Source organism: Streptomyces sp. NPDC060000 (assembly GCF_042737375.1).
Classification (GTDB): Bacteria; Actinomycetota; Actinomycetes; order Streptomycetales; family Streptomycetaceae; genus Streptomyces.
In genome coordinates, this window is sequence record NZ_JBHWUU010000043.1 from 1 (window position 1) to 12456 (window position 12456).

Sequence of the window (12456 nt, forward strand, 5' to 3'; positions counted from 1 at the left end):
CCCGCGCGGTCGGCCCGGGGCCCGGCCCGGGCCTTCCCGGTGAGGCACCCCCACCCCGCCCCTACAAACCATAACGGGCTCGGTCTCATCACTGGCGGGCGGCCCCCCCGTTGGGGCGGGGGGCCCCCCCCCTTCGGCGTGTCCGGAGACGGGCACTAGCGGCCGGTCAGCTCCCAGGCGGTGACGGCGACCGTCGCCAGGGCGGCCAGGGCGCCGATGCTGGCGAGCGGCCAGCGGGAGCGTTCCAGGGCGTCGAGGCGCTGTTCGTGGTCGGCGATCTGTTTGTCGGTCTGGTCGCTGCGCTGGACCAGCAGGGCGAGCGAGCCGTCGACGCGGGCGAAGCCGGCCTCGACGGTGCCGCGCAGCCGCTCCAGTTCCAGGGCCACGGAGGCAGGGTCGGAGAAGGGTTCGTTCACGCGTCGCTCGTTTCGCTGGGCCTTCCGCCGGCCGGGGTGTCCGTGCGCAGCCACGCGGGCAGCAGGGTCTGTACGGCGGGCAGGGCCATGACCCTGGTCACGCCGGCGGCGACGGTGAGCGCCGCGGCGGCCCAGGGCAGGGTGCCTGGGAGGCCGGCGGCGTCGACGGCCGTCGGCAGCAGGACGCACAGGCCGACAGCGGTCTGGAGAACGGTACGGAGGGTGCGCTTGGCGGCCTCTGACATCGGGATCCTCGATTCTCAGGAGCTGTACGGGACCTTCAGCGCCGCCCAGGACTTGGCGCCCGGCCAGCCGTCGGCGGAGGAGCCGGTGTAGCCGAGCTTGCGCTGCCACTTGGCGTAGGAGAGACGGTCGGCCTCGGTCCACTGCGGGCCGGGGCCGGAGGTGTAGGCGGAGCAGCCGACGGCGACCAGGCGCTTGCCCAGCGCGGTGACGATCGCCGAGTTCGGGTTCTTCCGGAACCAGGCGGCGCCGGGGAAGGGCTGGTACTGCGGGTTGCTCGTGCCGGTGCCGGTGCCGGTGCCCGGGGTGGTCGGCCTGCCCAGCCGGGTCGCGACCCTGGCGCGGAAGTCGGCCATGGTGAAGCCGCGCGGGTCGATCTTCGTGCTGGTCCACTCCTTGTGGCCGATCACGGAGGCGGCGGACCAGCCGTGCGCCCGGCACAGCGCGGCCGAGGCGCGGACCATGGCTTCCAGCTGGACCGCCGGCCACGGGTCCTTGCCGTCGCCGAGGTTGACGCACTCGAAGCCGTAGAAGTGGACGTTGCCGTCGGTGTCGTTCTCGTTGGGCGCGGGCAGCGCCTTCTCGGCGATGACGGCCCTCAGGACGTCACCGTCGCCGCTGCCCGCGTGGTTGGCGCGGCCGTTGCCGACGAGGTGGACCGTGCCGTCCTTGGCGATCACGCCGTGGCAGAGGGGGCCGGGCAGGGCGGAGTGGCCGTCGAAGCACAGGCTCACGCTGTTGCCGGTGCCGGAGGTGACTGTGTGGTGCACGATCACTCCGTTGACCGGGCCCCAACTTCCCTTGTGGTTGCGGTTGTTGGTGCGCCAGCCGGAGTGCTCGACGACGGTGACGCCCTCGGCCCGCAGTACGGACACGAGGGCGTCGGCGGAGAGGGGGTTGGCCATGGTGGTGCCTCCCTGGGGAATGTTCGGGCATGAGAAAACCCCGGCCGGCGGGGGAGCGGCTCGGGGTGGCGGGGGTGGTTCTTCTGTCGGTGCGGTTGCCTCAGACCATGGCGGGGTCGCCATCGGTGCCGGCGTCGGTGCCTGTTTCGGCGGCCGTACCGTCGGAGGTCTCGGGATCGGCCTCCGTGTCCGGGGCCGGTTCGGTCCCGGGGTCCGGGGTGGTGCCGTCGCCGTCCTCGGCGCCGCCGTCCGGCTGCCAGCGGGCGCACAGGGCGACGTAGGCAGCCGCGTTGGTCGCGAAGTCGGTCAGGGACTCGGCGACCGCTCGCTGGAATGCCGCCGGGTCGGGGACGACCGGGTCCGTGCCGACGGGCATGATCGTGATGCGGCCGGTGCCGCGCAGGACCGCGCCGCCCTCGCCGGTCTCGGTGAACTGGGCGGTGACGTTGACCGGCGAGTAGGTGCCGCTGATGGAGTCGGGGCCGATGGCCGAGCTGAGGCTGGTGTCGGAGACGTTGACGTGGATCGTGTGGCCGCTCTCGGTGAGGGTGGCCCGGCCCGCGTAGTCGATCGCGAGGCCCCAGGGCTGGGTGGGGTCGATGTCCATGGACGCGCTGCCTTCCTGTGGTGTCGGGGATCAGCTCTGGCGGCCGTGCATGAGGACCGGGGTGGCGTAGACGGTGCCGGAGGTGGAGGTGACGATGGCCTGGATATCGACCTTGACCGCGGTCGTGTACACGGAGGAGAAGGTGGTGCTGATCAGGTCCGTGTAGTCGAACTCGGTGCCGGCGGTGACCGTGGGGCCCCACTGGGCGCTGTTCACGAGCACCCGGACCTGACCGGCCGCGCCGGAACTCGCCGCGGTGCTCAGCCTCAGCCGTATCTTCGGCTGCCAGACCGGGTTGTACGACGTCGCGATCGTCGCCCAGGACGTCGAGGTGGTCTGTGGCCAGCGCGTCTGCGCCGTGTCCTGCGGGGGCAGCATGGCCAGCCAGGGCCGGGCCAGGCCGCCGCTGTTGACGTCGTCGGAGAAGATCTCCCGGTTGCCGTTGTCGTAGATCCGCAGCGGCTGGAGCGAATTGGCGCTGCCGTCCCCGTTGAACAGGGTCATGGCGAGGCTGCCGGTCTGGCGGTGGATCTCCAGGCCGTACTCGGCGTCCTTCCACGAGCCGACCCGGAACATCGTGTCGGTGCTGCCGGGCCGCTGGACCAGCAGGGTGCCGCCGTCGGTGACCTTCAGGGTGCCGTCCTTGATCTCCACCTCGCCGCCGGTGATCGTGTTGAGGGCGGGGCGGGTGTTGACGGCGGTGGACAGCTGCTGGATGCGGCGTTCCATCTGGGTGAGCCGGTCGATGATGTCTTCGGGGAGCTGTGGCATCAGGCGTCCTCCAGGTAGAGCTCGGCGGTGTCGGGGCGGCCGCGCTGGGCCGGGCTGACCTTGACGCCGATGATCCGGTAGCGGGCGTCCAGGCCCTCGGTCCACCACTCGTCGGTGATCCGGAGGCGGACGGTGCGGCCCAGCAGCGCGGACGGCACCAGGTCGTCGAGGCGGACGCTGATCTCGGGGATCACCACGGCCCCGGTGCCCTCGGCGAGTTCGGCGTTGGCCAGGGACCGCAGGATCGTCGTGCTCGCGATGTCGTTGTGGTCCGAGGCGAGGTCGACCCGCGGGTAGCCGACCTTGATCAGGGCTTCGCCGTCGGGGATGTCGGCGTCGGCGAACAGCGGACGGGACTCGACGGCCTGGTTGGTGTTGTCCGTGGCGCCGCGGGCCCGGGCGGTGGTCCCGCCGCGGGTGGCGTCGCGCGGGAAGGTGTACGACAGGATCGTGCCGGGCCGGTCCATCACCAGGTCGGTGCTGCCGGTGGTGATCTTCGGGCCGCCCAGCCGCAGCCGGCGGACCCGGGTGCCGGTGACCGGGTCGCGGTAGACGGCGATGTAGTGCTCGAAGCCGTTCTCCAGGGCGGCCAGGGCGTCGATCGCCTCCAGGTAGACGGTCTCGTCGCCGTCGCGGTACGACACCGAGCGCGTCACCCCGGAGAGCTCCTGCCCGAAGGTGACGCCGATGTCGCCGCCGGTCGGCAGCGGAGGCGTGCCGTCGTCGACGAGCTCGCCGGTCTGGAGGTGGCGCCACAGCCGCCGCGCCACCTCCAGCTGGTCGTTGCTCCCGGAGAAGGTGAGGTCCTGGCGGATACGGCGGCGGCCGGCGTACGACTCGAAGGTGGCCGCCTGGATGCCGAGGGTGAGCACGCCCCGGTCGTCGCTCTGCAGGGTGGACGTCCAGATGATGCCGCCCCACCACAGGTCGTTGCCCCGCTGGAGGTAGACCGCGGTGCGGCCCTCCTCGATGCGGCGGACGCGGGCGGCCACCTGCGCGTTGGGGATGGGGACGGTGCCGGAGAGGGATCCGGCCTTACCGATGTAGTCGTCGACGGTGACGTCCCGCAGGGGCAGGATGTCGATGGTGTCGTCGGTGCGCAGATCGCAGAAGATCGCGCGGTAGGGGGTGGTGACGCTCATGAGGCCGCCTCGTAGGTGGCGGTGCCGAGGATGGAGTTCGTGCTCGCCCAGGCCCATGGCGAGGTGGCGTCCACGACACCGGTGTTGGCGAGCGCGGTCCCGCTGGAACGGCCGGTGGAGATCACCAGTTCGAATGTGGTGGAGGTGGGGATCTGCACACGCGAGACGATCCGGCTGGCGTTGTCCACGCCGAGTTCGGCGAACCCGACGACCGACTGTCCGCCCGAGGCCGGCACCGGCAGGGAGAACCGCCAGTTGTCGGTCGTCGCGGAGCCGGTGCCGAAGGTGGTGGTGTTGCCGAAGACGATGGTGAAGTTGCAGTGCACGGTCCGGCCGGACTTCACGTACCGGCAGCTCACGGTGGCGTTGCCGTAGGACGGCGTCGCGAGGCCGGTGCTGGTCGTCCACGTCGGCGTCCAGCTCTGCCAGGTGGGCAGGACCGGGTAGTCGGTCCAGGCGGTGCCGCTCCAGCGCTGGAGCTGACCGCCGAGGTCCCGGTACTGGCCGGGGTAGGCGCCGTTGGAGGTGTCCGTGGTCACCGGGAGGATGCCGCCGAGGCCTACCGTGGCGGTGCGGCGGCCGACCAGCGCCGAGGCCCAGGCGATGCCGCCGGTGCCCGCGCTCGCGTTGGCCGGCACGGTGACCTCGTACAGCGGAAGCGACAGGCCGGGCGCCGCCGGTACCGTCGGGGCCGCGGCCGGGGTGCCCGGGACGATCTCGACGACGGCCTCGGTGCGGCCGAGACCGTCGTAGGCGTCGTCGTGGATCCGCAGGACGAGCAGGTCGATGCGGTTGTACTGGGCGTTGCCGTCCGCGAACGTCACGGGCAGGTACTCGGTGAGGGCGACCGGGTAGGCGCCCCTGGCGTCGGTGCCCTGGAGCACGGCGCGGCCGGGGCTGACCGTGGCGGACATGCTGTTCGCGGTGCCGGTGAGCGTGAAGCCGGAGATGCGGGAGGCGCCGTCGGAGGAGCCCGGCAGGATGCCGGAGCGGGTGGCGACGGGCGAGGTGGGGGTCAGGGCGCCGAGCGAGACGAGGCGGGTGTCCTCACGGGACTGGCCGTCGGGGGAGAGCCATCCGGAGCGCACGGGCATGGTCGACTCCTTTCGGGAGAACGGGCGGGAACGGGACGGTGGTTCAGGCGATCGGGTCGACGCGCAGGAAGATGTTGTCGAACGCGCAGGTGAAGCTCGCGTTGCTCGACCGGTGCATCACGGTGACGGTGTAGGTCGAGCCGGCGGTGAGGGAGTTCAGGCGCAGCTGGGTCGACGTCGACTTGGACACCGCGCCCGAACCGGACGCGGCCCGCTCGTCGTCCGCCGCCCAGATCACCGTGGAGCCCAGCGTGACCTGCGGGGACATGTGCGCCTGCGCGGTCTCGCCGCCCGAGGACATCCGGGCGCCCAGGCCGATGATCACGGAGCCGGACGGCGGAGCGGTGAAGTTGAGCCACAGCGCCGTGACGGTAGTGGAGGCCAGCGCGGCCGTGTACGTCGTCGAGGCGGTGGTCCCGGCGTCCAGCGACTGCACGAAGGCGGGCCCAGGAACGGCCGGCTGCCAGGCGCCGCCGTTCCAGCGCTGGAGCTGGCCGAGCGAGGAGTCCCGGTACTGGCCGACATAGCCGCCGGTGGTCAGCAGCCCGGCCGGGACGACCCCGCCGACGCCCTTGGGGTAGGGCACCCAGGCCGTCGAACTCCAGCGCTGGAGCGTGTCGTTGACGTCCCGGTAGTGGCCGGGGTAGCCGCCCGGAGCGGTGTCGTCGGAGCGGGTCGGCAGGATGCCGCCGAGCGGGACGGTGGTGGGGCGCAGATCGACGCGGGCGTTGTCCCAGTCGATTCCGCCGCTGCCGGCCCCGGCGTTCTTGGCCACGGCGACGGTGAACAGGGCGAGGGAGGCGTCCGGGGCGGCGGGGGCGACCGGGGTGGCGGCCGCGGTGCCCTTGACGATCTCGACGGCGGCCTCGGTGCGGTCGGAGCCGTCGTAGTCGTCGTCGTAGATCCGCAGGACGACGAGGTCGACGCGGCCGAACTGGGGGTCGCCCGCGTCGAAGGTGAGCGGGACCGGTTCGGTGACGGCGACCGGGTAGGCGCCGCGGGCGACGGACGTCTGGATGACGGCCCGGCCCACCCCGACGGTGGCGGTCATGCCGCCGACGGTGCCGTTCAGCCAGAGTCCGGTGACCCGGTACAGGCCGTTCTCGGAGCCGGGCAGGACCCCGGAGCGCCCCTTGATGTCGGTGACCGGGGTGACCGCCCCGATCTGGGTGACCCGGGTGTCCTCCCGGGTCTGGCCGTCGGCCGACAGCCAGGCGGAACGTACGGACATGGGGTGTCCTTTCGTCAGGAGGCCGACTCGTAGGTGCCGTGGATGGAGAGGATGTCGTTGACGGCCCAGGCGAACGGCGCGGACCTGTCCCACGGGCTGGTGCCGGTCTTGAGGGTGTCGCGCAGCGAGCGGACGACTCCGCCGTTGGCCACCGCGAGGAGCCCGCTGCCCTGGTAGAGGAAGGGGCCGGAGTCGTCGAAGGCCTCCGCGCTCAGCACCCGCCCGTCCAGCTTCCAGGCGGTGGAGACCGGCGCGGCCGGCAGCGAGAAGGTCCAGTCGCCGTCGGCGGACTGGGCGGACAGGTTGGTCGTCGAACCGATCTTGAGGTAGATCCGGAAGGTGACGACGGTGCCCGTCTTCACGTACGCCCCGGCCAGCGTGCCGTTGCCGAGGGCGGGCGCCACGCCGGTCTCGCAGCGCCAGACCGGCGTGTAGTTCGTCCAGGTCGGGACCGGCTGGTACGTCACCCAGGCGGTGCCGTTCCAGCGCTGGAGCCCGGCGGGGGTGTCGCGGTACTGGCCGGTGTAACTGGCCGTGGTGACCGTGCCCGAGGGGGCGATGCCGCCCAGGGCGCTGGGGTAGGACACCCAGGCGGAGCCGTCCCAGCGCTGGAGGGCGCCGCCGGAGTCGCGGTACTGGCCCGGGTAGGCGCCGTTGCCCGTCTCGCCGTAGACGGGCAGAATGCCGCCGACCGCGACGGTGGGCGTGCGCAGGTCGGTCACGTCGGTGCTCCAGTTGACGCCGCCCTTCCCGGCGCTGATGCCGGCTCGGACGGCCACCTGGTAGACCGGCAGCGCGACCTCCGGGAGCGCGGGCACGACGGGGGTGGTCGCCGGAGTGCCCCGGACGATCTCCACGGCGGCCTTGGTGAAGCCCGAGTCGTCGTACAGGTCGTCGTAGACGCGCAGGACGACGACGTCGATCCGGCCGTAGGAGGCGTCGCCGTCGGCGAAGGTGAGGGTGATCGGCTCGGCCAGCGTGACCGGGTAGGCGCCCTGGTTGCTGTCGGCCTGGACGACGGCCCGGCCCTCGTGGACGGTGGCGGTCATGGTGCCCGCGCCGCCCTCCATCCAGAAGCCCGAGAGGCGGTACTGGCCGTCGTAGGAGCCGGGCAGGATGCCGGAGCGGACGTCCAGCGGGTTGGCCGGGGTGGTCGCGCCGAGCTGGGTGAGGCGGGTGTCCTCGCGGGTCTGGCCGGTCTCGGCCACCCATGAGCTGCGCAGGTTCATCTGCTGGTCTCCTGTGGTCTTCGGAGGCGAACTCCGGCTGTGCGTGGGTGAGGTGAGGGCCCGTCAGGACACGTCAGGACCTGAGCCATTCGGCGGTGAAGTTGGTGTAGTAGCCGGAGCCGCCGAGGGTGTTGATGGTCACGCTGGAGCTCTGAAGCCCGTAGAGCGCGAGCTTGTCGCCGACGGCGCACCTGATCAGGGCGCTGCCGCCGACCGAGGTCGCGCCGGGGCCCGCGCCGATCAGCCACGTGGCGCGCGAGACACCGCTGCCGTTGAGGTAGATCCGTGCGCCGCGCGAGGCTGTCGAGGGCTGCTGGAGCCAGGTGACGGACCCCGACACCCGCCACCAGCCGGCCCTCGGCACCGTGTAGGTGTTGGACCCCGACCAGCCGGCCGCGTCGTCCACGTCGGTGCTCTGCAGGGTCATCTGCGTCCACGTGTTGGGGACCACGGACTGCTCGCTGGTCTGCGAGACGCTGAGCAGCAGGGTCGTGCGACCCTCCGCGTAGGTCCAGGCACTGCCGTTCCAGCGCTGAAGCAGACCGGCGGAGTCCTCGCGGTACTGGCCGGGGTAGCCGCCGGTGGCGACGGCGCCGGAGGGGGCGATGCCGCCGACGGACTTCGGGTACGCGACCCAGGCACTGCCGTTCCAGCGCTGGAGCGGACCGGTGGGGTCCTCCTGGTACTGGCCGGCGTAGCTGCCCGCGGCCAGGGTGCCGGCCGGCGGGATCCCGCCGACGCCCTTGGGGTACGCGACCCAGGCGGTGCCGTCCCAGCGCTCCAGGACGCCGGCGTTGTCGCGGTACTGGCCGGCGTACGCGCCGCTGAAGCCGGCGGCGGGGACGATGCCGCCGAGGGCGACCGTGGCGTAGCGCAGGTTGGTGACGGCGGAGTCCCAGGCCAGTCCGCCGGAGCCGGCCGACGCCCCGGCGGGCACCAGGATCCGGTAGAGCGACAGGGTGCTGCCGTCGGGACCGACCGGCTGCTGGGGCGTGGCCGCGGGGGTGCCCCTGACCAGGCGGACGCGTGCCACGGTGTCGGCGGTGCCGTCGTAGGTGCGGTCCTGGACGACGAGTTCGACCAGGTCGATCCGCTGGTGCGTGGGGTCGCCGTCCTCGATCGTCAGGCTCTCGGGTTCGGTCACCGCCACGGCGTAGGTGCCCTGGTTGGTCCGGCCGCCCTGGACGAAGGCGCGGCCGGTGCCGATCGTGAGGGTCATGCCCCCGGTGGCGCCGCTGAGCGCGAAGCCGCCGGGGACGATACCGCCGCGGGCCTTGAGCGGGATGTTCTCCGCGACCAGGGCGTTCGGGGTGAGGAGTCCGGACAGGGTGACCCGGGTGTCCTCCCGGGTCTGGCCGGTCTCCGTGAGCCAGGCGGCTCGCACGGTCATGGGGTCACCACTCCGCTTCTCGCCAGCGCACCGTCATCTGGGCGCCGGAGCCGTAGGTGTCGGGTCGGAAGGCCAGTTGCGCCCGGCCGGGGGCGAACGCGAAGAGTTCCTCGGGGCTGCTGTCCGCGGCCGCGGTGTGCCGGCGGGAGGCGGTGCTGTTGAGGGTGACCGTGCCGGCGGCGGTGTCGACGACGAGCTCGTCGCCCGAGGCCAGCGCGATCTCGTAGCGCAGCCGCTGCGCCGAAGTCCGGTCGGTCACCGTCGGGTTGGCGCACGGGCCGGTGAAGGTGATCACCGGGTGGGTGGGTGCGGAGCCGCCGTTGTCGGCGTTGACGTCACCGGTGGAGGCCGCCTGCCCCCAGTACAGCGGCCAGGTCAGCGGCCAGGTCAGACCGCTCTCCGGCTGCGGGGCGCCGGTGACGGCGGTCTGTTCGGTGACCGAGTAGCGGCGCGGGTCGGTGGCGTACCACTGCACGGACGCCCGGGAGACGCCCTGCGTGGTGTACGTCCGGTCGGCGGCCAGCACCCGCTGGCTGACCCGGGCCCGTACGGCCAGCGTCTCGCCGTGCAGCCGCACCGCCAGCCAGCGCTCCGCGTCGCCGAGCAGCAGCGCCTGGCGCAGGACACGGGTGGCGGCGAGCGAGGAGGCGGCGTCGTCCTGCGCCGGGACGGTCCACACCGTGCCGCCGACCTTGCGCGGCTTGGCGTAGCGGGCGCCCGGCCAGGCGCCGTGCGCGGTGGGGTGGTCGGCGTCGGAGGAGTCGTACTCCGGCAGGTCCTCCCAGCCGCTGAGGCCGCCGCGGTCGATCTCGTAGGAGGTGCCGGGGCCCATCAGCAGTCCGGCCCACTGCATCTGCCCGTCGCGGGTGATGAGTGAGCCGGGGGCCACATCGTCTGTGTATGCGGTTGTCGTGATCTCGGCCATGGTGGCCGTCACCTCACTCTCATGTGCAGGCGTGGGCGGAGGCGAGGAAGAGCAGGTCTTCCGCGGTGCCGCGGGCGCCCGTGCCCGCGCTCTCGTGGAACTCCTTGACCCGGTGAGCCGGTCGGGACGTCGGCGCCCCGTTGCGCCGGGCGAGCGCCCGCTGCCGCTCCAGGGTGGTCAGCGGCAGCACCCGGCCCGCGCCCCGGGCGGCGCCGGGGACGGCGATGCCGCCCTCCGCGAGCATCGGGATCTTGTCCAGGTGGATGCCGAACTTCTTGCCGAGGATCGAGAAGCTCAGGGAGTTGAGCCCGTCGATGACCCAGTTGGCGAAGGCGATGAGTCCCTGGATCGGCCCCTTGACCACACCGGCGACGGTCTGGGCGCCGGTCGTCACGAACCTGCCCATCGCGTCGAGGGTGCGGGAGGTCGCCTCCTTGATCCGGGTGAACATCCTGGGGACGTCCCTGGTGATCCACTCCAGCGCCGGCCGCACCGCGTCCTTGAACCCCCGCCAGACCGATGACACCTTGCCGCTGAGCGCCCGGGTGTCCCCGGTGGTCAGCGCCTTCATGACGGCGAAGCCGGTACCGAGGAGCGTGCCGATGGCGGTGAGCGCGGTGGTGATGACGGCCAGGTATCCGGTGACGTACGTGTTCACCGCGCTCGCGATGCCCTTGAGCAGCGGCGTCATGACGGTCAGACAGCCCTCGACGTACTTCAGTACGAGGGTGGCGAGCTGCTCCATCAGCCGTTGCCCGGTCTCGGAGTTCAGCGCGAGGTCGATCAGCCAGCCGGCGACGGGCAGGAGGAGACCGGTGACGAACCCGATGGGGTTGGCACGGGTGAGGGCGTTGATGACCAGCATCACGCCGGAGCCGATGGTCATGGCGGTGCCGAAGGCGCCCATGAGGTCGCCGAGCACGCCGGAGGCCTCGATCAGCGCGCCGACGATGGCGAGGACACCGCCGAACGCGGAGTTCAGGGTGCCGAGCGACTTGCCGGCGCCCTTGGCCCGGGTCCCGGCCGACTTGATGCCGGAGGCGGCGACGGTGGCGGTCTGTCCGGTCTTGGCGACGGAGCGGCTCGCGGCGTCGGCGCCGGTCTTGACCTGACGCACGGCGGTGGCGCCCTGGGAAGCGGCGGAACGGACGGCGTCGACGCCGGTGGCGGCACTCTTGATCAGGCCTGCGAGGGAACGCACCGTGGTGTCGCTCTGCTCCACCCGGGACCGGAAGGCCCGCAGGGCCGGTGCCACCCCGGCGAACAGGTCGGCCGCCCCGCCTCCCGCAGGCAGCGCGGCGGCGCTCATCCGCGTGCCTTCGCCAGGAACATCAGCGCGTCGGCTGTCCGCTGCGGGCTGCTGCTCTCGGCCGCGTAGTAGTGCTCGATGTGCAGCGCGCCGCCCGAACCGGCGGCCCCGGCGTATGCCGGGCCCTGGGCGGCGGCCCGTCGCAGCAGCCGGTCCAGCTTGCTCAGCGGCAGGACGGCCTCCGCCTCACCGGCCTCGGCGAGGATCGCGGGGACACCGCCGGAGCGGGGCATGACGACACCGCCGGTGGCCAGCATCGGGATCCTCGGCAGGCTGACGCCGAAGGTCTTGCCGCCGACGCCCGGGACCCAGCCCGGGATCGACACCTTGATGCCGTTGAGGGCGCCGATCGCGCGGTTGATGATGCCGATGACCGCGTTGATCGGGCCCTTCACCGCGCTCTTGATGCCGTCGAAGGCGCGGCCGGCGATGCCCTTGAGGCCGCCCCAGATGCTGGACAGCTTGTCCTTGACGGCCCTGAAGGCGTTCGGGATCGCGGACTTGACCCAGTTGACGACCGGCGAGATGACGGCCTTGATGCCCTTCCAGACGCCGGAGACGACCGTCTTGATCGCGTTCAGCGCGGTGGTGATGACCTTCTTCCAGATGGCGACGTAGGTCTTGATCACCGTGGCCACGGCCTTGACGACGGCCGAGATCGCCGTCTTGATGCCGGTCCAGACCGACTTGATGAGCTTGGCCGCGTTCTTCATGATCGGCCCGATGGCCTTCATGACGTTGCCGATCACGGACTTGATGACCTCGAAGGCCGTCTTCAGGACCTTCTGCATGGTCTTGGAGTTGGCCGCCATGTCGACGACCTTCTCGATCAGCGGCTGGAGCAGGCTCATGAGCATGCCGAAGAAGTTGCCCTTCATCGACTTGTTCATCTTGTCCTGGCCCTTGGCCGCCTTGCCCGCCCCGGACTCGTACTTGCCGAGGTTCGTACCGGCACTGGACCCGGTTTTCCCGGCCTTGCCGAGCGACTTCTCGGCCTGGTCGGAGGCGGTCTTGAGGTCCTTCAGCTGCTTGGCCGTCTCCTGGGAGGCGGAGCGGAGCTTGCCGATCTCGCCCTTTCCACTCTGTGCCGCGCGACTGAGGTTCTGGGTCGCCGTCGCGACCCCGGTGGCCTGTGCCTTGAACTGTTGCAGTGAGTTGGCGGCCCGGCTCGCTGCTGAGGACAACGACATGGAT

Annotated in this window: 13 protein-coding genes; all 13 read right to left on the minus strand. The window is 71.9% G+C overall.

Annotation, left to right across the window (positions count from 1 at the left end; all coding sequences use genetic code 11):
* Positions 1-155: 155 nt before the first annotated feature.
* Positions 156-416, minus strand: coding sequence for a hypothetical protein (locus ACFWBB_RS22370; RefSeq protein ID WP_385275180.1), 261 nt, complete (start codon positions 414-416; stop codon positions 156-158).
* Positions 413-661 (minus strand): hypothetical protein, encoded by a 249-nt coding sequence (locus tag ACFWBB_RS22375; RefSeq protein ID WP_385275183.1) that lies wholly within the window; start codon positions 659-661, stop codon positions 413-415. Before ACFWBB_RS22375 ends, ACFWBB_RS22370 begins: the two co-directional genes overlap by 4 nt.
* A gap of 15 nt (positions 662-676) precedes the next feature.
* Entirely contained in the window at positions 677-1564 is an 888-nt protein-coding gene (locus ACFWBB_RS22380) for a peptidoglycan-binding protein (RefSeq protein WP_385275186.1), read from the minus strand.
* A gap of 100 nt (positions 1565-1664) precedes the next feature.
* A complete protein-coding gene (locus ACFWBB_RS22385) occupies positions 1665-2171 on the minus strand; it encodes an ATP-binding protein (protein WP_385275189.1) in 507 nt (168 codons plus the stop codon).
* Between the two features lie 30 nt (positions 2172-2201).
* Entirely contained in the window at positions 2202-2942 is a 741-nt protein-coding gene (locus ACFWBB_RS22390) for a hypothetical protein (protein ID WP_385275192.1), read from the minus strand.
* Positions 2942-4084 carry a hypothetical protein gene (locus tag ACFWBB_RS22395; protein WP_385275195.1) on the minus strand — a complete coding sequence of 381 codons (1143 nt, stop codon included), beginning with the start codon at positions 4082-4084 and terminating at the stop codon, positions 2942-2944. Before ACFWBB_RS22395 ends, ACFWBB_RS22390 begins: the two co-directional genes overlap by 1 nt.
* On the minus strand, positions 4081-5178 hold the full coding sequence (locus tag ACFWBB_RS22400; RefSeq protein WP_385275198.1) for a hypothetical protein: 1098 nt from the start codon (positions 5176-5178) through the stop codon (positions 4081-4083). The genes ACFWBB_RS22395 and ACFWBB_RS22400 overlap by 4 nt, the downstream gene beginning before the upstream one ends.
* Before the next feature lie 43 nt (positions 5179-5221).
* Positions 5222-6409, minus strand: a complete 1188-nt coding sequence (locus ACFWBB_RS22405) for a hypothetical protein (protein ID WP_385275201.1) — start codon at positions 6407-6409, stop codon at positions 5222-5224.
* 14 nt (positions 6410-6423) lie between these two features.
* On the minus strand, positions 6424-7638 hold the full coding sequence (locus ACFWBB_RS22410; RefSeq protein WP_385275204.1) for a hypothetical protein: 1215 nt from the start codon (positions 7636-7638) through the stop codon (positions 6424-6426).
* A 73-nt stretch (positions 7639-7711) separates the two neighbouring features.
* The gene (locus tag ACFWBB_RS22415) at positions 7712-9028 is read right to left on the minus strand and encodes a hypothetical protein (RefSeq protein WP_385275207.1); all 1317 of its coding nucleotides are present in this window, start codon (positions 9026-9028) and stop codon (positions 7712-7714) included.
* Positions 9029-9032: 4 nt separating this feature from the next.
* Positions 9033-9953 (minus strand): phage distal tail protein, encoded by a 921-nt coding sequence (locus ACFWBB_RS22420; protein WP_385275210.1) that lies wholly within the window; start codon positions 9951-9953, stop codon positions 9033-9035.
* 19 nt (positions 9954-9972) lie between these two features.
* Entirely contained in the window at positions 9973-11262 is a 1290-nt protein-coding gene (locus tag ACFWBB_RS22425) for a tape-measure protein (RefSeq protein WP_385275213.1), read from the minus strand.
* Positions 11259-12452, minus strand: coding sequence for a phage tail protein (locus ACFWBB_RS22430; protein WP_385275216.1), 1194 nt, complete (start codon positions 12450-12452; stop codon positions 11259-11261). The genes ACFWBB_RS22425 and ACFWBB_RS22430 overlap by 4 nt, the downstream gene beginning before the upstream one ends.
* Positions 12453-12456: the final 4 nt, after the last annotated feature.

Bases quoted from the DNA above. Each gene is read 5' to 3' on its own strand.
- ACFWBB_RS22375 (WP_385275183.1), bottom strand. From the start codon at position 661: ATGTCAGAGGCCGCCAAGCGCACCCTCCGTACCGTTCTCCAGACCGCT.
- ACFWBB_RS22395 (WP_385275195.1), bottom strand. From the start codon at position 4,084: ATGAGCGTCACCACCCCCTACCGCGCGATCTTCTGCGATCTGCGCACC.
- ACFWBB_RS22410 (WP_385275204.1), bottom strand. From the start codon at position 7,638: ATGAACCTGCGCAGCTCATGGGTGGCCGAGACCGGCCAGACCCGCGAG.
- ACFWBB_RS22380 (WP_385275186.1), bottom strand. From the start codon at position 1,564: ATGGCCAACCCCCTCTCCGCCGACGCCCTCGTGTCCGTACTGCGGGCC.
- ACFWBB_RS22430 (WP_385275216.1), bottom strand. From the start codon at position 12,452: ATGTCGTTGTCCTCAGCAGCGAGCCGGGCCGCCAACTCACTGCAACAG.
- ACFWBB_RS22390 (WP_385275192.1), bottom strand. From the start codon at position 2,942: ATGCCACAGCTCCCCGAAGACATCATCGACCGGCTCACCCAGATGGAA.
- ACFWBB_RS22400 (WP_385275198.1), bottom strand. From the start codon at position 5,178: ATGCCCGTGCGCTCCGGATGGCTCTCCCCCGACGGCCAGTCCCGTGAG.
- ACFWBB_RS22405 (WP_385275201.1), bottom strand. From the start codon at position 6,409: ATGTCCGTACGTTCCGCCTGGCTGTCGGCCGACGGCCAGACCCGGGAG.
- ACFWBB_RS22425 (WP_385275213.1), bottom strand. From the start codon at position 11,262: ATGAGCGCCGCCGCGCTGCCTGCGGGAGGCGGGGCGGCCGACCTGTTC.
- ACFWBB_RS22415 (WP_385275207.1), bottom strand. From the start codon at position 9,028: ATGACCGTGCGAGCCGCCTGGCTCACGGAGACCGGCCAGACCCGGGAG.
- ACFWBB_RS22385 (WP_385275189.1), bottom strand. From the start codon at position 2,171: ATGGACATCGACCCCACCCAGCCCTGGGGCCTCGCGATCGACTACGCG.
- ACFWBB_RS22420 (WP_385275210.1), bottom strand. From the start codon at position 9,953: ATGGCCGAGATCACGACAACCGCATACACAGACGATGTGGCCCCCGGC.